General features: G+C 46.6%; 18 protein-coding genes and 1 tRNA gene. 10 read left to right on the top strand and 9 right to left on the bottom strand.

Translation table 11 applies throughout. From position 1 onward, the window contains the following. The first annotated feature begins 7 nt into the window (after positions 1–7). From OH463_RS00455 to OH463_RS00440, 4 genes are read left to right on the top strand one after another with little or no spacing between them, the layout of a single operon-like run. Positions 8–1,195, top strand: a complete 1,188-nt coding sequence (locus OH463_RS00455; protein ID WP_269990260.1) for a beta-ketoacyl-[acyl-carrier-protein] synthase family protein — start codon at positions 8–10, stop codon at positions 1,193–1,195. Further along, the gene (locus OH463_RS00450) at positions 1,188–1,652 is read left to right on the top strand and encodes a hotdog family protein (RefSeq protein WP_269990259.1); all 465 of its coding nucleotides are present in this window, start codon (positions 1,188–1,190) and stop codon (positions 1,650–1,652) included. The genes OH463_RS00455 and OH463_RS00450 overlap by 8 nt, the downstream gene beginning before the upstream one ends. After that, positions 1,649–2,374: a 3-oxoacyl-ACP reductase FabG gene (gene fabG / locus OH463_RS00445; protein WP_005446468.1), complete on the top strand. Its 726-nt coding sequence runs from the start codon at positions 1,649–1,651 to the stop codon at positions 2,372–2,374. Before OH463_RS00450 ends, fabG begins: the two co-directional genes overlap by 4 nt. Continuing rightward, entirely contained in the window at positions 2,371–3,594 is a 1,224-nt protein-coding gene (locus tag OH463_RS00440) for a beta-ketoacyl-ACP synthase (protein WP_005446466.1), read from the top strand. The genes fabG and OH463_RS00440 overlap by 4 nt, the downstream gene beginning before the upstream one ends. Positions 3,595–3,643: 49 nt before the next feature. Here OH463_RS00440 and OH463_RS00435 read toward each other — a convergent pair whose 3' ends face one another. Together OH463_RS00435 and OH463_RS00430 are read right to left on the bottom strand one after the other, a co-directional pair. Beyond that, positions 3,644–4,240 carry a DUF1471 domain-containing protein gene (locus OH463_RS00435; RefSeq protein WP_199479027.1) on the bottom strand — a complete coding sequence of 199 codons (597 nt, stop codon included), beginning with the start codon at positions 4,238–4,240 and terminating at the stop codon, positions 3,644–3,646. A gap of 112 nt (positions 4,241–4,352) precedes the next feature. Beyond that, positions 4,353–4,429: transfer RNA gene (locus OH463_RS00430), tRNA-Arg, on the bottom strand. A gap of 203 nt (positions 4,430–4,632) precedes the next feature. Here OH463_RS00430 and folD point away from each other — a divergent pair. The 3 genes from folD to OH463_RS00415 all read left to right on the top strand — a co-directional run bounded on the left by folD (position 4,633) and on the right by OH463_RS00415 (position 8,418). Continuing rightward, complete coding sequence (gene folD, locus OH463_RS00425; protein WP_005446463.1) at positions 4,633–5,493, top strand: bifunctional methylenetetrahydrofolate dehydrogenase/methenyltetrahydrofolate cyclohydrolase FolD; 861 nt, start codon at positions 4,633–4,635, stop codon at positions 5,491–5,493. A 196-nt stretch (positions 5,494–5,689) separates the two neighbouring features. After that, positions 5,690–7,015: a hypothetical protein gene (locus OH463_RS00420; protein ID WP_269990258.1), complete on the top strand. Its 1,326-nt coding sequence runs from the start codon at positions 5,690–5,692 to the stop codon at positions 7,013–7,015. A 389-nt stretch (positions 7,016–7,404) separates the two neighbouring features. Then, positions 7,405–8,418, top strand: a complete 1,014-nt coding sequence (locus OH463_RS00415; protein ID WP_005446460.1) for a DNA cytosine methyltransferase — start codon at positions 7,405–7,407, stop codon at positions 8,416–8,418. A 107-nt stretch (positions 8,419–8,525) separates the two neighbouring features. On the opposite strand, the gene OH463_RS00410 is transcribed toward OH463_RS00415, so the two are convergent. The 4 genes from OH463_RS00410 to OH463_RS00395 all read right to left on the bottom strand — a co-directional run bounded on the left by OH463_RS00410 (position 8,526) and on the right by OH463_RS00395 (position 12,279). Then, positions 8,526–9,725 (bottom strand): NupC/NupG family nucleoside CNT transporter, encoded by a 1,200-nt coding sequence (locus OH463_RS00410; RefSeq protein ID WP_005446458.1) that lies wholly within the window; start codon positions 9,723–9,725, stop codon positions 8,526–8,528. A 236-nt stretch (positions 9,726–9,961) separates the two neighbouring features. Continuing rightward, complete coding sequence (locus OH463_RS00405) at positions 9,962–10,906, bottom strand: LysR family transcriptional regulator (RefSeq protein WP_005446456.1); 945 nt, start codon at positions 10,904–10,906, stop codon at positions 9,962–9,964. A gap of 71 nt (positions 10,907–10,977) precedes the next feature. Next, a complete protein-coding gene (locus tag OH463_RS00400) occupies positions 10,978–11,949 on the bottom strand; it encodes a lytic murein transglycosylase (RefSeq protein WP_009698569.1) in 972 nt (323 codons plus the stop codon). A gap of 48 nt (positions 11,950–11,997) precedes the next feature. Next, positions 11,998–12,279: a YcgL domain-containing protein gene (locus tag OH463_RS00395; protein ID WP_005430875.1), complete on the bottom strand. Its 282-nt coding sequence runs from the start codon at positions 12,277–12,279 to the stop codon at positions 11,998–12,000. 197 nt (positions 12,280–12,476) lie between these two features. Between OH463_RS00395 and minC the strand changes: the two genes are divergently transcribed. The 3 genes from minC to minE are packed head-to-tail and all read left to right on the top strand — an operon-like array spanning position 12,477 to position 14,235. Beyond that, on the top strand, positions 12,477–13,139 hold the full coding sequence (minC, locus tag OH463_RS00390) for a septum site-determining protein MinC (protein ID WP_005446451.1): 663 nt from the start codon (positions 12,477–12,479) through the stop codon (positions 13,137–13,139). 17 nt (positions 13,140–13,156) lie between these two features. Continuing rightward, a complete protein-coding gene (gene minD, locus OH463_RS00385; RefSeq protein WP_005446449.1) occupies positions 13,157–13,969 on the top strand; it encodes a septum site-determining protein MinD in 813 nt (270 codons plus the stop codon). Positions 13,970–13,971: 2 nt separating this feature from the next. Further along, on the top strand, positions 13,972–14,235 hold the full coding sequence (gene minE / locus OH463_RS00380) for a cell division topological specificity factor MinE (protein WP_005437690.1): 264 nt from the start codon (positions 13,972–13,974) through the stop codon (positions 14,233–14,235). A 348-nt stretch (positions 14,236–14,583) separates the two neighbouring features. Here minE and rnd read toward each other — a convergent pair whose 3' ends face one another. The 3 genes from rnd to OH463_RS00365 all read right to left on the bottom strand — a co-directional run bounded on the left by rnd (position 14,584) and on the right by OH463_RS00365 (position 18,442). Beyond that, positions 14,584–15,702, bottom strand: a complete 1,119-nt coding sequence (gene rnd, locus OH463_RS00375; RefSeq protein ID WP_005437016.1) for a ribonuclease D — start codon at positions 15,700–15,702, stop codon at positions 14,584–14,586. A gap of 87 nt (positions 15,703–15,789) precedes the next feature. Continuing rightward, complete coding sequence (gene fadD / locus OH463_RS00370) at positions 15,790–17,481, bottom strand: long-chain-fatty-acid--CoA ligase FadD (protein WP_269990257.1); 1,692 nt, start codon at positions 17,479–17,481, stop codon at positions 15,790–15,792. A gap of 106 nt (positions 17,482–17,587) precedes the next feature. Next, positions 17,588–18,442, bottom strand: a complete 855-nt coding sequence (locus tag OH463_RS00365; RefSeq protein WP_050921527.1) for an alpha/beta fold hydrolase — start codon at positions 18,440–18,442, stop codon at positions 17,588–17,590. Positions 18,443–18,448 lie beyond the last annotated feature (6 nt).

Raw genomic sequence — 18,448 nt, 5'->3', positions numbered from 1 at the left:
CAACACTATGTCTACTCGCTCTCCTCAACCTTTGTATATACAGGCCTGCGGCTTTCATTCCGCGATAGGTAACGATGATACAAGCATTCATCAATGTCTATCAGGTTCTAAGCCATCAAACATGGTCGTGGATAAAACTATTCTGAATAACGATCGAGAAACCGTTATTGGACGCGTCTTAGAACCATTACCAACGCTTCCGCAGGCGTTGCATTCGTTTGATTCTAGAAACAACCGACTCGCACTCTCTGTCATTTTGCAGATCGAACCCAAAGTCCGCGAAGCCATTAGCCAATATGGCTCAGACCGTATTGCCGTAGTGATCGGGACCAGCACCTCCGGCATTGCAGATGGTGAAATTGCCTTTGCAGAAAAGCTCTCAGATGGTGCGTTCCCAAACGATTACCATTACCGTAAGCAAGAGCTTGGTCATTGCAGTGACTTTGTCGCCGAGTATTTTGGACTGACAGGTCCTCATTACGCCGTATCGACAGCTTGCTCTTCCAGTGGACGCGTATTTATCACCGCTCAACGTCTTTTAAAATCGGGGCTAGTCGATGCCGTGATTGTTGGTGGTGTCGACACCATATGTCGCCTGACCTTAAATGGCTTTAGTGGTCTAGAAGCCCTGTCAGATAAACACTGCTTACCATTCGATGCAGATCGTTCGGGTATTAATATCGGAGAAGCCGCGTCCATCATGCTATTGAGCCACACGCCCGCCAAAGTGGCGTTGTTAGGCGCAGGAGACAGCTCTGACGCACACCATATCTCTGCACCACACCCAGAGGGACTAGGTGCAGAAGAGGCCATGAACAAAGCCCTTTCAAACGCTGGCTTAACGGCTGAAGATATTGGTTACATCAATGCGCATGGAACCGCGACCCCATTGAACGATTCGATGGAAAGCAAAGCCATTTTCCGCTGCTTTGGCGATGCTGTATCAGTGAGCTCAACCAAACCGTTAACCGGTCATACTCTAGGTGCCGCCAGCGCAACTGAAGCGGCAATCGCATGGCATATTTTGAATTACGATCTCGATCTCCCCGTCCAGCATTGCGCAAACAAAGCGGAAGATATCGAAATCTCCCTCGTTGAAGCACCATCAAAACTTGGTGGAAAAGCGATTTTAAGCAACTCTTTTGCTTTCGGCGGTAATAACGTTAGTCTTATTTTTGGTTACGCTCATGACTAAACTTCCCCCAATTGAACAACTGCTTCCGCACGATAGACCAATGATCTTGGTTGATCGTGCTATCGATATTCAACAAGACACCATCCATTGTCAGGTTGATATTGGCGAGCACAACCCTTTTTTCAACCGTGATACTCAAACGGTTCCGGCGTATGTCGGCATAGAGTTTATGGCACAGTCTGTTGCCGCTTGGTCTGGCTACCATGCCCTTATTCAAGGACAGGAGCCACCTATTGGGTTCTTATTAGGCAGTCGACGTTACACCTCTGAGTGCGATGCCTTTACTCAAGGTCAACAGCTCGACGTATATGCCGAGAAAATGATGGAAGACAATGGCATGGCGGTGTTTTCTGCTCGCATGGAGTGGCGAGAAAAAACCATCGCTACCTGTCAGTTGAACGTATACGTTCCATCAGAAGAAAAATTAAAAGAAATGAAAATCAGGAGTCAACAATGACCCGACAAGTCCTCGTAACTGGTGCCAGTAAAGGCATTGGTAAAGCCATCGCCGTTCAACTTGCCAAAGACGGTTTCCACATCGTCGTGCATTACATGGGCGATCAACAAGGCGCACAAAACACTTTAGAGACCATTGAACAACATGGTGGCTCAGGTCGTCTGATCCAGTTTGATATCAGCAACCGCGAAGAATGCCGTACTAAACTAGAAGCCGACATCGCAGAGCATGGTGCTTACTACGGTGTCGTCAACAATGCTGGCATCACTCGCGACACTGCTTTCCCAGCTATGACGGAAGAAGAATGGGATGGCGTGATTCATACCAACCTAGATAGTTTCTACAACGTACTGCACCCTTGCGTAATGCCAATGGTACAAAAACGCAAAGGCGGTCGTATTGTGACTCTCGCGTCGGTGTCTGGTCTGATGGGCAACCGTGGTCAAACCAACTACAGTGCGGCAAAAGCTGGCGTGATTGGTGCAACGAAATCTCTCGCGCTTGAACTCGCAAAACGTAAGATCACCGTGAACTGTGTGGCACCAGGTCTTATTGATACTGGCATGGTGGATGAGCACGTAAAAGAGCACGCGATGCCGCAAATCCCTCTTCGTCGCATGGGTGAACCAGAGGAAGTGGCTGGTCTAGTAAGCTACTTGATGTCTGATATTGCAGGTTATGTTACCCGCCAAGTTATCTCAGTAAATGGAGGCTTAGTATGAGTCGTCGAGTCGTTGTGACAGGTATGTCCGGTGTTACCGCCTTTGGTAACGATTGGTCAGCAGTAGAGCCTAAACTGCGCGACTGCCAGAACGCCACTCAATACATGCCCTCTTATGAGCAATATGATGGTTTGAACACCAAGCTTGCTGCACCTGTAACTGACTTCGAACTACCGAAGCATTACAAACGCAAACAAGTCCGCGGTATGGGTCGTGTCTCTAAGCTTGCGACTGTCGCAACAGAAAACGCGCTAAGCCAAGCCGGTCTGATTGGCAATGATGTTCTCACTAACGGTCAAACCGGTATCGCTTACGGCTCATCTACAGGCAGTACCGATGCCATTGGCGCATTTGGTGTAATGCTAAATGACAAAACCACCAAAGCGATTACCGCGACAACTTACGTACAAATGATGCCACACACGACTGCGGTTAACGTTGGTCTGTTCTTTGGCTTAAAAGGTCGCGTAATCCCAACCAGTAGCGCATGTACTTCTGGCAGCCAAGCGATTGGTTACGCCTACGAAGCCATTAAGCACGGTTACCAAACCGTGATGGTTGCAGGTGGCGCTGAAGAGCTTTGCCCAACAGAATCGGCTGTGTTTGATACCCTTTTCGCGACCAGTTTGAAAAACGACGCACCGAAAAGTACCCCAAGACCCTACGATACCGAGCGCGATGGCTTAGTAATTGGCGAAGGCGCAGGTACATTGGTTTTAGAAGAGTACGAACACGCAGTGGCTCGCGGCGCGAAAATCTATGCCGAGATCATTGGTTTTGCAAGCAACTGCGATGCTGCACACGTAACACAACCTCAAATGGAAACCATGCAAATCTGTATGGAGATGGCGCTACAGAACGCAGGCATTTCGGCAGATCAAATCGATTATGTATCGGCGCACGGTACGGCGACTGACCGCGGCGACATTGCAGAAAGCAACGCCACGGCAAATGCACTCGGTAAAGTGCCAATCAGCTCATTGAAGAGCTACTTTGGTCATACCCTAGGTGCTTGTGGTGCTATCGAGGCGTGGCTAAGCCTAGAGATGATGCACGGAGGTTGGTTTAACCCGACCCTTAACCTAGAGAACCTAGACCCACAATGTGGCGACCTAGATTACATCTCAGGACAAGGTCGCGAGCTCAATGTTGAATACCTAATGAGCAATAACTTTGCGTTTGGCGGTATCAACACCTCACTCATCTTTAAAAAGATCTAAGCCCCTTTTAAACAAAAAAGCGCTAGCTTCTTAGCTAGCGCTTTTTGTTCTATTCGTAAGCTACAGAACGGTGCTTACAGCGATAAACATCTGCTGAAACTGACGTTGGGGTTTGTCCATCGGTTTCTATCACCTTCACCACGTGATATCGGTTACCACCCGCCATATAAACTTGGTTTGCAAGTTCCTCAAATAACGAACCTTTTTGTTGCTCAGACACAACTTGGTTACCGATGACTTTACACTCATTGTTTTCCACCTCTGCAAATGAGATTGGCTGCACCTCATTGGCACCAGGCAGTAACATGGTTTTGGTTGCTTTAGCCACACTTACGCTCGGTGCCGATGGACAATGATACAACTCAGCAACCACACTGGAAGGACGACCACGACTGGTATCGAGCACGGTAGCAATGTGATAACGGTTACCTCCCGATGCGTATGTTTGATTCTTCAACATACGGTCAACGTTGTTAGGATGGATATCTTCAATCGTGTAAGAGTCCACCATCTGACAATTAAGATTTTTAATTGCTACGTCAGTAATCGGAGAAATATTGACAGCTTGTGGAAGCACACGAACTTTACGCGTGACACATCCACTTAAAATAGAAAGCACAACTGCGGTTAGAATTATTTTTTTCATGATTTACTAAATGGAATAGAAGAGAACCAAATTCTATGAAATGAGTCATTTTGGACAATCCAAAACGACAAAACCCCGACAACTCAGAGAGTTATCGGGGCTTTTGAATAAATGGCACGCCCTATAGGATTCGAACCTATGACCACATCCTTAGAAGGGACGTGCTCTATCCAGCTGAGCTAAGGGCGCGCTACAGGGACAGGATTATACGAGTTCAAGCGCTTAAATCAACGAGTTTTCATAACATTCTGATCTGAATGCCTAAAAAAAGGGCACCAAAAGGCTAAATGTTCAAAAACACCACAAAGCAAACGTTTGCGTATGGATGTTAAATGGATTTTCTGCGACAATGCGCCGCAAATAATTTGCCTTCTCAATTTAAAAGGAAAGTCATGACTGCTCAAAATATAGATGGAACTCTTATTTCCCAAACTGTTCGATCCGAAGTTGCAGCACGTGTGAAAGCTCGTATTGAAGCTGGTCTTCGCGCTCCTGGTCTTGCAGTTGTTCTAGTTGGTGAAGATCCAGCTTCTCAAGTATACGTTGGCAGTAAGCGCCGTGCGTGTGAGGAAGTTGGCTTTGTCTCTAAGTCTTTTGACCTTCCTGCGACAACGTCGGAAGAAGAATTGCTGGCTCTAATTGATGAGTTGAACAACGACGCAGAAATCGACGGTATTCTTGTTCAGTTGCCTCTTCCTGCTGGCATCGACGCAACGCACGTTCTTGAGCGCATTCACCCAGAGAAAGACGTGGATGGCTTCCACCCTTACAACGTGGGTCGTCTAGCACAGCGCATTCCTAAGCTTCGTTCTTGTACACCAAAAGGCATTATTACGCTTCTTGACCGTTACAACATCGAACTACGTGGCAAACACGCAGTTGTGGTTGGTGCATCAAACATTGTTGGTCGCCCAATGACTCTTGAGCTGCTTCTTGCTGGCTGCACAACAACGACTTGTCACCGCTTTACTAAAGACCTAGAAGGTCACGTTCGCCAAGCAGACCTTGTTGTAGTTGCGGTTGGTAAGCCGAACTTCATTCCTGGTGAGTGGATTAAGAAAGGCGCGGTTGTGGTTGATGTGGGTATCAACCGTCTTGAGTCAGGCAAACTAGTGGGTGACGTGGAATACGATAAAGCGCGTGAAAACGCGAGCTTCATTACCCCTGTACCAGGTGGTGTTGGTCCGATGACAGTGGCAAGCCTAATTGAGAACACAATGCTGGCATGCGAACAGTTCCACACCAAAAAGTAAGTGCGCCCCCGATGAAAAAAAGGCTCCAGTGGAGCCTTTTTTATTGGCTGTAACTCTAACCCCAGCCGTTAATAACAATATAACTCAATAGAGAGTGAGTATTTTTTGAACCACTTCTAAGTTCATTCAAACACAGCCAATACACAATTTAGTCGCGGTATAGTGGCTTTCATTTGTTTCTGTACAGCTAAATACCATGCGAGAAAGAATACTGTTTGATGGTCCATCACCAAAACAAAACCTACCGGATTATGAGTTTTACGCGGAAGGTGGAAGCCCCAAATTTACTGATTTCATTTGCAATTTTATCGACCAACAAAAAGAGCAGATCGAAGAGATCAATCTCGCGCTGTATTTATGCAATAACAAGTTGATGCTGGAAAGTATGATTGGATCAGCGTTGAAGGCTGGAATTACATTGAATATCTTCTCTATTCCTTTAGAGGGCTACGATAAAACTCCGGCGCAATCTCCCACTTTCGCACCCAAGCTAAGCAAAAACAAAGCACTACAAAGTAAACAGAAAAAACCGTTCTCCAAAAAGGACATCGCCCAATATTTATATGGCAGATTTGCCAAGTCTGAGAATCCAAAAATCAACTTGTACATCTGTGATCATATGTATGTCCGATCGAAGTATGTTAAGCCCTTCTCTCGAGGAAGAATGCCCTACTCTCTCCATATCAAACACCTATTTATTAAGTTCAAATCGGGGTCTAGTCACTCCATGGTCACGTCTTCAAATATGGCTGTCAGGGACTTAATTAAGCATGAGTTATTGGTTCATACGGAAAACTCAGAACACGATCATCAAAGGTGTCAGGAGTTTTTTGACCACTTAAAAATCAATAGCGAAAACATCAAACATTACGAGAAAAAACGAGGGTATAGCTATCAAGAGAAGACACAAGAGAGATTGTCTTCCCCCTCATGGGACCAAGGCATCTACTTTACCGCTCACTTTTTAAATGAATCCAATACCATTGTGCAGGATAAAATTTATACCCTGATTCGCAATGCGAGAAAAAGGGTCATTCTGTGTGCACAGCACATTAATGATCAGAACTTAATACCTAACCATCCCGATGTCGAACTGCGCGTCATTTCCCAAACCTATACGGATGAGCACAAAATTAAAAAATCAGGTAAACACTACGTTTGCATCAACCAGCAGTTAGTGGAAACGCGGATGCCTTCTAATACCACGAACTTTCTCCAGATGGTCAACTTCCTCAAACAAAGACCAAACACGGCGTATTACTTCAACACCTCTTTGCACGCTAAATTTATCATCGTCGATGACACAATCATTATCTCCACGGGTAACCTGACAGAGACTCAATTTATTTACCGTTATGTTGCATCAATGAATCTCGTCAACATGCCTGATACAACCTACGAAGGGACACATTCCGAGGTGAATGCCTACTATTTGAGTTGCAACAATCCAAAACTTGCCGATGAGCTTGTCACTTATTTTGAAGTATTAACTCAATGCCCTCTCACCCATCGCGCTTTCTGAGTCTAGCTTCTACTATACCCAAGTGACTTCAAGATGCAGGATTCAGAGCGTTGTCATTGATTCGAGAGTAAGGAAAACAACGCAGTGTAATAGCCAGCTCTTTCCAAGTTGTTTGACGCAGCAATCGGGTCAATGACACGCTCCCAAAGGGCGAGCTGCCTTGGCTTGTATACTTTGTTGCCGATTCTTGATTTAGAATGACTAGATCTTTAAATCGCCGCCGCGTCTACAAACCAAGTCATTCTCGCTGAACCTAGCATCTCGAGGTTACTTGGGTATAAGTGCAGCCATACATTCAACTTATTGAAATAACGTGAGAAAAAATCACTGGCCTTATGTACAGTAAGTTGGTACAATACGCCCATTATTTAGACGACATATATCAGAGCATGACACAACGAATCGTTTCTTTTTTTGCTGGGGCTGGTGGCTTAGACCTAGGGTTCGAACAAGCCGGGTTCAATGTAACTTGGGCTAACGAATACGATAAAGATATTTGGGCGACATACGAGAAGAACCATCCTCACACTACGTTGGACAGACGTAGTATTACAAACATTGATGCGGATGAAGTGCCTGAATGTGATGGTATTATTGGTGGTCCACCATGCCAAAGCTGGAGTGAAGCGGGTGCGCAACGTGGTATCGAAGACAAGCGTGGTCAGCTGTTCTTCGATTTTATCCGTATCCTAGAAGCGAAAAAGCCTAAGTTCTTCTTGGCTGAAAACGTAAGTGGTATGCAGCACACACGCCATGCAAACGCGCTCAACAACATCAAGCAGATGTTTAAAGATGCTGGTTATGATTTGTATTACCAGATGATGAACGCGGTTGACTACGGTGCTGCGCAAGACAGAAAGCGCGTTATCTTTATTGGCTTCAGAAGTGACTTAAACATCAAGTACACCTTCCCAGAACCAATGGAAAAAACAGAACGTCGCACCTTGAAGCACGTGATTGCAGACCTTGATGGAACGGCAGTGCCTGCATTAGACAAGCAGAAGCCAAACCCAGATGTAAAAGTGCTAAACCACGAGTACATGATTGGCGGTTTCTCTACGATGTTTATGTCTCGAAACCGAGTGAGAACTTGGGATGAGCCTTCTTTTACCATTCAGGCTGGCGGTCGCCACGCACCGATTCACCCAGGCGCGCCAAAAATGGAAAAAGTAGAGACAGACAAGTTTAAGTTTGTGGAAGGTCACGAAGACAAATATCGCCGTCTGAGTGTGCGTGAGTGCGCACGAATTCAGGGCTTCCCGAATGACTTTGAGTTCGTTTACAACAATGTTGCAGCGGGCTACAAGATGATTGGTAATGCTGTTGCTGTCCCTTTTGCAAAAGCATTGGCTTTAAGCATTCAAGAGCACCTAGCTCAAGCAAAAGATCTTAAAGCCGCTTAACGAAAAAAAGTATCCCTAAATGCCTTTAGGGATACTCATTTCTTCTCTTTCTATTACTTCAATTGGAAGAAGCTCCCCACTTAAGGGAACCTTCCATCGCCTTTCAATTAAAGACTCAAAATCACGCCAGCGATTGATGCGCTCATCAGGTTCGCCATTACGCCTGCTGCGATTGCACGGAAGCCGTATTTCGAGATGAATGAACGCTTCTCTGGTACGAGTGAGCCTAGACCACCAATCAGCATTGCCATGGTTGAGATGTTTGCGAAACCACACAGTGCGAAGGTTACGATAGCTTGTGAGTGTGCGCTTAGCTGAGACTTCACTTCCATCAGTTGGATGAAGGCTACGAACTCGTTTACCACAATCTTGTTACCGATCAGTGAGCCAGCCACAATAGCTTCATTCCAAGGAATACCTAGCAACCATGCGATTGGTGCGAATAGGTAGCCAAGTACTAGCTCGAAGCTCAGTTCCATACCGAATAGACCGCCGAACCAGCCTAGAATGCCGTTTAGCATCGCGATAACGCTCACGAACGCCAATAGGGTTGCACCTACCGCCACTGCGATGCGTAAACCAGACATTGCGCCGTCTGCCATTGCTTCAACCACGTTGGTTGCACGTGGCATTTCTACTTGGTCTAGGTCGATATCTGGTGTTGTGGTGTCTGTCTCTGGCATCATGATTTTTGCCATCAGAAGACCTGCAGGCGCTGACATGAATGCTGCCGCGATTAGGAAGTTAAGATCCACACCCAGTGATGCGTAACCTACTAGCGTGCCACCAGCAACCGATGCCAAACCACCAGTCATTACTGCGAAAAACTGAGAATCACTCATGTGCTTCAGGTATGGCTTTACTACAAGCGGCGCTTCAATCATACCAACGAAGATGTTCGCTGTTGCAGATAACGATTCTGCACGACCTGTACCTAGCAAACGCTGAAGACCACCACCGATTAGGTTGATCACTTTTGGCATTAGACCGATGTGGTACAAACCAGAAATCAGTGCCGAGAAGAAGATGATGATACCAAGTACGTTAATCGCGAAGGTAAAGCCGTTGGTCGCAAGACCGCCGAATAGGAACGCGATGCCCTCTTGACCGTAGTTGATTAGGTTAGAAACCGCGCCAGTTACTGCGTTAAGCGCTTCTTTACCCGCTGGTACGTAAAGTACCAATAGCGCGAAGATTACTTGCAGAGCAAAAGCCAAAGACACCGTTCGTAGACGAATGTTCTTACGGTTAGTCGAAAGCAGCCATGCTACGAATAGGATGGCTACGATACCAAGAATTGAGTTCATAAAATGAATCCGACAAAAGGGGGAACAGGAAAGGCGTCGGATTGTATAGAGCGTAAAAAAAGCTGCAAGTTGGGGATGTTAACAGGCTGAGAATCTCGCCTGCTCACTCTTTAACCAGAAAAATAACTCTTTGAATTAAATAAAGATAAACGTTTGCCTAAAGTTATTATTTCCAAATGGAAAAGATGTTTCTGGATTTGGAAAAATTTTGTGATTCAAATCACTTTATGTATTCCCTACTTCGGAATCGAAATATACGGTGCTAATCGCTGATCCCAATGGCAAGGCGATCCGATCTTTTGTTTGATGAACTCGATCACTGCTGAGATCTTTTTCGGCATATGTTGACGGCTTGGGTACACCGCATAAAATGGCATGGATTGGCTGGCTCTCCAATCAGGTAGAAGCTGTATTAGTTTGCCTGAGCGGAATTCATCCCCCAGCAAATAAGTGGCTAAGTAAGCAATCCCCCACCCTGCGATTGCGGCATCACGCACCGCTTCTGCTAAATCGACCGAGTAGTTGCCAGAGACTTTCACGTTGAGCTCTTGCTCGCGATTGGTGAACGCCCAACTGGTGTAGTCACGCTCCCAACTGCGGTAAATAAGGCAGTTGTGCTGCGACAAGTCATTCGGTTCGGTTGGCGTATCGAACTTGAGTAAGTAATCTGGCGAAGCAGCAACCACAAATTGGCAATCTGCTAAGCGCTGAGCAATGTAACCTTCTGGCAAATGTTCATTATTGGTAATCCACAGATCCAAGCCTTCTTCGAGCATATCGACTTTGTAATCGAACAAATGCACTTCGACTTGCAGTTGCGGGTATTTCTCACGAAGTTCTTGAATGGCAGGAATGATGTGCAGCGTGCCAAAAGACTGCGACAAACCGAGACGAACCAAACCGGCGACTTCATCGCGTTGGCTTTCCATCTCTAACGTGGCACTGCTAACGGCTTGCACCACTTGTTCACAATGGTGATAGAAGGTTTGCCCCGCTTCGGTTGGCGTGAAGCTGCGCGTGGTGCGTTGCACAAGCTTGATGCCCAGTGATGCTTCCAACTGGCTGAGCTGTTTACTGACGTGAGAAACAGACACGCCTAGGCTCTTTGCCGCAGCGGTAAAGTTTTTATGTTTGATCAACGCCGAGAAGATCACCATTTGTGCAGCACGTTCAGATAACACGCAAACCTCGTTTCAAATAGAGAAAACAAAGGGCTCCGAAGAGCCCCTTTTTATTCGTTTATATATTCAATCTAGAATGTGATGCGGTCAGCTAAATGACTTACCGCCAGTGCGAAGTAGTAAGAGCGGTTCCACTTCATCAACACATTGTAGTTGTTGTACACCAGGTAAGTACGACCGTTCTCATCGTCTGGCATGATCAACCATGCTTTGATGTCTTCGTCCAGCTTAGGAAGTGGGCTGCCATCGTATTTGGTGATGCCAAGCTTGCTCCACTCTTGCAGATACTTACCTTTTTCCGCTTCGCGACCTTGCAGGTTGTGGTCAATGCCGTGTGGCACTTTAACCTGACGACCCCAAGTGAACTTATCATCCCAGCCAGATTTGCTTAGGTAGTTCGCAGTAGAAGCAAACACGTCAGCTTCTGATTGCCAGATATCCTTCTTGCCGTCGCCGTTACCATCCGCGGCAAAGCGTAGGAATGAGCTTGGCATAAACTGACATTGACCCATCGCACCAGCCCAAGAACCTTTGAAGTTCTCTAGCTCGATATGACCTTCATCTAGGATTTGTAGTGCCGCCATGGTTTCTTTACGGAAGAACTCTTCACGGCGACCCTCAAACGCCATGGTCGACAACGCGTCGATCACGCGGAAGTTACCAGTGAACTTACCGAAGTTACTTTCCACGCCCCAAAGTGCAACGATAAAGCGCGGCTGCACGCCAAACTCATCACCAATGCGTTTTAGCTCAGCGTAGTGTTCTTTATACAGTTGCTTCGCTTGTTTTACCTTCCACTCAGGTACCGCGCGCGGAATGTATTCATCTAACGTCAGTTTCTTCTCAGGTTGGTTACGGTCGGCTTTGACTGCTCGTGGTTTGTATTCCACATCAGCAAAAGCGGCACTGATCACCTGTTCGGAAATGCCTTTATCACGCGCTTCTGCACGCAATTTATTTAGGTATTCATCAAAGCCATCGCTGCTTGCAAAGGCTGAAGTGCACATACCAACGCTGAGCATTACTGCCAGTATCTTTTTCATATCGCCCTCCTTGAGCGAGGCAGAATTCCCAGATGAAAAGCGGTGACGTTATTCGCCTTTCTGCTGGGCTTTTTGTTCTTTGTATTTTTCTAGTAGGTTTTCCGGCGGAGGCGGAACCTGTAGGAAGAAACCATCATTGATTAGTGACGTTTTCACTTTCTCGACATCAACTTGTGCCAAAGTACGACCATCAAGTTTGATTGTCATCACCGGCATAGGCTTACCGAACATCTGCATTAACGTGTCAGGAACCTGTGAGAAATCATCCTTTTTCGGAATATAGAGATAAGTGCCTTCTTTTCTGGAGCTTTTATAAATAGAACAAAGCATGACGAGCCTTTTGTGCTGATTTACCCGCTTTGAGTGCGGATTTTGTTGAAAACGTAAAATTCTCGCAAACTTGATAGCAAATTTGAGATTAATTCACTTATTTGCCCGCTTGAGAACTTGCTGCGCTAAAGGATGAAATATAACATGACAGACCTAGTTTAAGGCAACGCTCTTTCAATAAAGGCAAGAAGTCCACGATGACCCATTCACCTGACCTTAAAGGTAGCAGTTTTACATTGTCAGTTTTACACCTTTCTGACAACGAGATCGCTAAGACTGTCGAATTTTTGCAAGAAAAGGTTTCTCAAGCACCCTCTTTCTTCGCATCCGCACCTCTGGTTATCAATATAGCAAAAGTAGAAGGCGACATTGATTTCACCACACTTAAACAAGGCATCGCCGATGCAGGGTTTATTCCGGTTGGTGTGACTGGCTGTAAAGATAAGCGCGTTCAAAACCTTGCCTCAGAAGCGGGCTTCGCCATCATGTCTGCGAGCAAATCTCCAACTCAAGCACCAGCGAAAATGGCGCCGACCAAAATCGTTCGTACGCCTGTGCGTTCTGGTCAGCAGATTTACGCCAAAGACGGTGACTTGGTTGTACTAGCACACGTAAGCGCTGGTGCAGAAGTGATTGCTGATGGCTCTATCCACATTCATGGCACTCTACGCGGACGCGCCATTGCAGGGGCGAGTGGTCAACAAGAAGCACGAATTATTTGTCACGATTTACAAGCTGAACTGGTTTCCATTGCAGGAGATTACTGGTTGAGCGATCAAATTGAGAGTGAGTATTGGCAAAAGAAAGTAATGATCAGTAAAGCCGAAGAATCATTACATCTAGAAACACTCACGATTTAGTCTAAAAAGGAAATAAAATGGCACGCATTATTGTAGTAACGTCTGGTAAAGGTGGCGTTGGTAAAACCACTTCAAGCGCAGCCATCGCCTCTGGTCTGGCTCTTAAGGGCAAAAAGACTGCGGTGATCGATTTTGATATCGGCTTGCGTAACCTCGACCTTATCATGGGCTGTGAACGCCGCGTGGTGTATGACTTTGTTAACGTCATCAACGGTGAAGCAACGCTTAACCAAGCGATGATTAAAGACAAGCGCACAGATAACCTATTCATTCTTCCAGCTTCTCAAACACGTGATAAAGACGCGCTAACCAAAGATGGCGTGCAACGTGTGTTCACTGAGTTGGATGAAATGGGCTTCGACTTCATCATCTGTGATTCTCCAGCAGGTATCGAGCAAGGTGCTCTGATGGCACTGTACTACGCAGATGAAGCGATTGTAACGACGAACCCAGAAGTGTCTTCGGTACGTGACTCTGACCGCATCCTAGGTATTTTGGATTCTAAGTCTCTACGTGCTGAGCAAGGTCTTGAGCCTGTTAAGCAGCACCTATTGCTGACGCGTTACAACCCATCTCGCGTAACACAAGGTGAGATGCTGAGCGTTGAAGACGTAGAAGAGATCCTACACATTTCTCTACTGGGCGTGATTCCAGAAAGCCAAGCCGTTCTAAACGCATCAAACAAAGGTGTGCCAGTGATCTTTGACGAGAACACAGACGCAGGCATGGCTTACTCTGATACGGTAGACCGCCTACTGGGCAACCAGGTTGAATTTCGTTTCCTTACCGAGGAGAAGAAAGGAATCTTTAAACGACTATTCGGAGGCTAGAAATGTCACTATTAGAATTTTTCCGCCCGCAAAAGAAAACTTCAGCGAATCTAGCCAAAGAGCGTTTGCAGATCATCGTTGCTGAGCGTCGTAGCCAGAACGATCCTGCGCCTTCTTACTTGCCTCAATTGAAAGAGGACATCTTGAAGGTGATCAGCAAATACGTTGCGATTGATCCAAACATGGTGGATTTGACGTTTGAGCACAAGGACGATGATATTTCGGTTCTTGAGCTAAACGTGAAGTTGCCAGAAGACGAGAAGTAATTACTTTTCGACTTTGCTTGAGAGTCTTCCTCTTCGTCATTCTGGACAGCGAGGTACGAGCGCGATTCAGAATCTATTACCAGAGTACTCGGCTTGGTGAAAGAAGGTTTTGGCTTTAAAGCGGGCTGTCAGTAGATTCCTAGTCTCACTTAAGCTTTTGGCTTTCACCCAGCTTCGCTGGAATGACTCAAGACCCCTTCGTCATTCTGAACAGCGAGGCACGAGCGTGATTCAGAATCTATGACTAGCGTACTCGGGTTGTTGAAAATAGGTTTTGGCTTCAAAGCCAGTTACATATGCGTGTTACAAAAAAGGTTGGCGATAATGCCAACCTTTTTTATTTGGTACTTACTTCAGCACCTTATTCATCTTCTCGCCGAGTAATTCAAGACGCCAGCCTTGCATCACATCCGGTAGACGCGCTGGATCGCGGTCTTTCTTCCATACCCAACTGATGATTTGGTTGATCTGCTTTTTAGACGCCAAGAACTCGGTCGCCAAGCCTGATTTTTGCGATGCTACCTTCACCACATCTTTCATGTTCTTGAAGATTTGCTTGTAGCCTGGGTAATCCATCAAACGCTCGATTTTAGCTGGGTAATCATCGGCAGGTGTTTGCTTTGCACTTTTCACGATAGCCGCAATTCGTGCGCCGTGGCGGTTAATCGCACGAATGTCGATGCCTTCCGCTTCCATCTTCTTAAAGTTTGTCAGTCCAAGGCGAGCCACCGTCAGCAAGTCACCTTCTTTGAAAATGAAGTTCAACGCAAGGTCGCGCTTGATCGCTTCGCGGTAGCGCCAAGTCGCCAAAGGCTTAAGAATCGCAAGTTCAGCCGGTCTTAGTTGCCATGCACCTTTGATATCTAGGTAGACGGTTTCTTCATTTAAGTTACGAATACGCTTTGATACCAGTAGGTCACTCTCTTGCTGAACCGCTTCCCACCAGCCAGCTTCGTTGACTTTATCTAATAGCTTCTCGTAAAGAGGCATTAGGTAGTGTACGTCGGCCGCGGCGTAATCAAGCTGCTTTTGAGTAAGTGGGCGCGCCATCCAATCAGTGCGAGATTCGCTCTTGTCTAGCTCCACGCCTAGGTATTCTTCCACCAGCGTAGCAAAGCCCGTCGACAGACCGTGACCCAAAAATGCTGCCATCAACTGAGTATCCACCATTGGGAATGGTGTGCAGCCAAAGGCATTTTGGAAGACTTCTAAATCTTCACCACACGCGTGCAGTACTTTTAGCACTGAGGTGTCTTTTAGCAACTCGACGAACGACGTCATGTCAGTCAGTTCGGTCGGGTCGATAAGGGAAAGTTGTTTGCCATCGAAAAGCTGAATCAAACCTAGTTGCGGATAGTAAGTCCTGATTCGCACGAACTCGGTATCCAGCATAACTACGTCGGCTTCTCTTGCTAGAGCGCAGACTTCTTCTAGGTCTTTGTTTTTCGTAATGATCTGATAGTTCACATGCTTCTCGCTATAAAAAAATGCCAGCAAAACGCTGGCATTCTAACACTATTTGGCAATAAATGATTGTTGCACAAAGAAATCCGCTTATGCGCTCTTCTTGGCTAGCTCTGCGTCGTTCTCTTCACGCAGTACGCGACGAAGGATCTTACCTACGTTGGTCTTAGGTAAGTCTTCACGGAACTCAACCAACTTCGGCACTTTGTAGCCAGTTAGGTGTTGGCGACAGTGTGCAATCACTTCATCTTTGGTTAGGCTCGGATCGCGTTTTACAACGTAGATCTTCACCAACTCACCAGACACTTCGTGAGGCTGACCGATTGCCGCGACTTCTAACACTTTACCGTGCAGTGCAACTACGTCTTCGATTTCGTTCGGGTAAACGTTAAAGCCAGACACAAGAATCATGTCTTTCTTACGGTCAACAATATGCAGGAAGCCTTCATCATCAAACTTAACGATGTCACCCGTCGATAGCCAACCGTCTTCATTGATCACTTCTTTAGTCGCTTCAGGGCGCTGCCAGTAACCTTGCATCACTTGAGGACCACGAACTTGAAGCTCACCTGTCTCAGTATTTGCTAGTGGGCTGCCTTCTTCATCAACAATACGCACTTCAGTTGATGGCACAGGCAGACCGATAGAACCGTTGTATTCCACTAGGTCGTGCGGGTAAGCCGCCACCAATGGAGAACATTCTGTTAGACCGTAACCTTCTAGTAGGTAACAGCCTGTGGTCTTTTGCCATTTTTCAGCGACGGCACGTTGCACTGCCATACCACCACCTACTGCTAGGCGAAGGTTTCTGAAATCTAGCTCATGGAAGTCTTCGTTGTTCACTAGTGCATTAAACAGCGTGTTTACGCCAGTAATCGCAGTGAACTGGTATTTTTGCAGCTCTTTCACAAAGCCCGGAATATCACGCGGGTTAGTGATAAGCAGGTTGTTACCACCCATCTCAACGAACAGTAGACAGTTCACCGTCAGCGCGAATACGTGGTAAAGCGGCAGCGCCGTAACAACAAGCTCGCGACCCGGAGACAATACAGGACCATAAGCACCTTTCGCCTGCATTACGTTAGCGATCATGTTGCGGTGCGTCAGGATTGCGCCTTTCGCTACGCCCGTTGTACCACCAGTGTACTGTAGGAATGCGATATCATCGCCAGACATAAATGGTTTCACGTACTGAAGACGACGACCTTTGTGCAGCGCTTTACGCATTGAGATTGCACCCGGTAGATCGTACTTAGGCACCATGCCCTTCACGTACTTAACCACGAAGTCGACAAGCGTACCTTTTGCACGTGGCAACATTTGACCAAGGCTGGTTAGGACCACGTGTTTCACTGGCGTGTTTTCTACGATTTGCTCTAGTGTGTTCGCGAAATTAGAAACGATAACGATCGCTGTTGCGCCAGCATCGTTTAGCTGGTGCTCAAGCTCACGAGGAGTGTAAAGTGGGTTCACGTTCACAGCGATACAGCCTGCACGCAAAATACCAAATAGCGCGACAGGGTATTGAAGCAGGTTTGGCATCATAAGAGCAACTCGGTCGCCCTTCTTCAGCTTAAGTTCGTTTTGTAGGTATGCGGCGAATGCGCGGCTACGCTCTTCCAATTTGCGGAAGGTCATGACCGAGCCCATGTTCATGAATGCCGGCTGGTCTGCGTATTTTTGAACAGACTGCTCGAACATTTCTACCAAAGACTCATATTGCTCTGGATTAATGGTTTCAGGTACGTCACTTGGATAACGTGAAAGCCATGGTTTATCCACGATGTTACTCCTCGTTTATAACTGGCTAAAAAATAGCGTCCTTTTTATTTTGAGCACTATTACAGCACAGCAAACGTGCTTGAGCACGTAACTCTCAAACACTTGTTTAAATTTTGTTAACTACACCAAGAATTCGCTTTGCGACCTCGAGTGTTTGCTCTAAATGGCAATGATGCCCACCCGCGACAGAAACCACATTCGGTGGATTTTCGCCCCAATCGACTTGGTTAGACTGTAAATGCTGAAATCCTTTGTCACCCAATATGATTAGGTGCGGACAGCGTATTTGGCTGGTGATCGAGTTCGCGTGGTCCTGTGCCATGCGATAAAGAGAATCGCACTTTAATTTGGCATCGTGTCGCCAAAACCATTGGTTCTCGCGACATTCAGTTCCGCGCTCTACGATTGGCATCAACTGCTCGGCGGTCAGGTGATTCGCTTGCATGCGTAGCTTTAACGCCAGATCGAAAGAAGCGATAGCTCGCTCCGGTTTGTTGCGTTGACGTTGCCGGCTAAGGACACCATCACGCAGTCGTTTTACGCTATTGGAAGGTTGTTCTGCGAGTGGACCCGCTCCTTCAATTTGCACTAACGCTTCGACCTGTTCAGGAAAGGCAGCACTATAGCAACTTGCGATTAAAGCGCCTAGTGAATGACCTACTAACACCAGTCTGTTTGGCGATAATTCATCCAATAATTGGTGTAAATCAGCAATGTAGTCGTGGAAGGGGTAGTAATTGTCTGAGGATTTATGACTGGATAAGCCATGACCAAATAGGTCAATTGCTAGTAAATGAAGATCAGGGTTGCAGTGATGGATAGCTTCCATCAAGGTTTTGAAGCTGCCTGCGTTATCCATCCACCCATGAAGAAAAACGACTGAACAAGCAGTCGTTTTTTCATTTCCGATCTCTAAGGCTGCCATGCTCCCATTTGGGAGTTCGAAACGGCGCTCATTCATCACAGA

It is taken from the genome of Vibrio sp. NFR, assembly GCF_027587095.1.
Classification (GTDB): Bacteria; Pseudomonadota; Gammaproteobacteria; order Enterobacterales; family Vibrionaceae; genus Vibrio; species Vibrio harveyi.
This window is presented reverse-complemented; position numbering and strand designations above follow the sequence as displayed.

Bases quoted from the DNA above. Each gene is read 5' to 3' on its own strand.
- OH463_RS00455 (WP_269990260.1), top strand. From the start codon at position 8: ATGTCTACTCGCTCTCCTCAACCTTTGTATATACAGGCCTGCGGCTTT.
- minC (WP_005446451.1), top strand. From the start codon at position 12,477: ATGACCCATTCACCTGACCTTAAAGGTAGCAGTTTTACATTGTCAGTT.
- OH463_RS00415 (WP_005446460.1), top strand. From the start codon at position 7,405: ATGACACAACGAATCGTTTCTTTTTTTGCTGGGGCTGGTGGCTTAGAC.
- fabG (WP_005446468.1), top strand. From the start codon at position 1,649: ATGACCCGACAAGTCCTCGTAACTGGTGCCAGTAAAGGCATTGGTAAA.
- OH463_RS00435 (WP_199479027.1), bottom strand. From the start codon at position 4,240: ATGAAAAAAATAATTCTAACCGCAGTTGTGCTTTCTATTTTAAGTGGA.
- OH463_RS00440 (WP_005446466.1), top strand. From the start codon at position 2,371: ATGAGTCGTCGAGTCGTTGTGACAGGTATGTCCGGTGTTACCGCCTTT.
- OH463_RS00410 (WP_005446458.1), bottom strand. From the start codon at position 9,725: ATGAACTCAATTCTTGGTATCGTAGCCATCCTATTCGTAGCATGGCTG.
- OH463_RS00365 (WP_050921527.1), bottom strand. From the start codon at position 18,442: ATGAATGAGCGCCGTTTCGAACTCCCAAATGGGAGCATGGCAGCCTTA.
- minE (WP_005437690.1), top strand. From the start codon at position 13,972: ATGTCACTATTAGAATTTTTCCGCCCGCAAAAGAAAACTTCAGCGAAT.
- minD (WP_005446449.1), top strand. From the start codon at position 13,157: ATGGCACGCATTATTGTAGTAACGTCTGGTAAAGGTGGCGTTGGTAAA.
- OH463_RS00450 (WP_269990259.1), top strand. From the start codon at position 1,188: ATGACTAAACTTCCCCCAATTGAACAACTGCTTCCGCACGATAGACCA.
- OH463_RS00395 (WP_005430875.1), bottom strand. From the start codon at position 12,279: ATGCTTTGTTCTATTTATAAAAGCTCCAGAAAAGAAGGCACTTATCTC.
- OH463_RS00420 (WP_269990258.1), top strand. From the start codon at position 5,690: ATGCGAGAAAGAATACTGTTTGATGGTCCATCACCAAAACAAAACCTA.
- folD (WP_005446463.1), top strand. From the start codon at position 4,633: ATGACTGCTCAAAATATAGATGGAACTCTTATTTCCCAAACTGTTCGA.
- OH463_RS00400 (WP_009698569.1), bottom strand. From the start codon at position 11,949: ATGAAAAAGATACTGGCAGTAATGCTCAGCGTTGGTATGTGCACTTCA.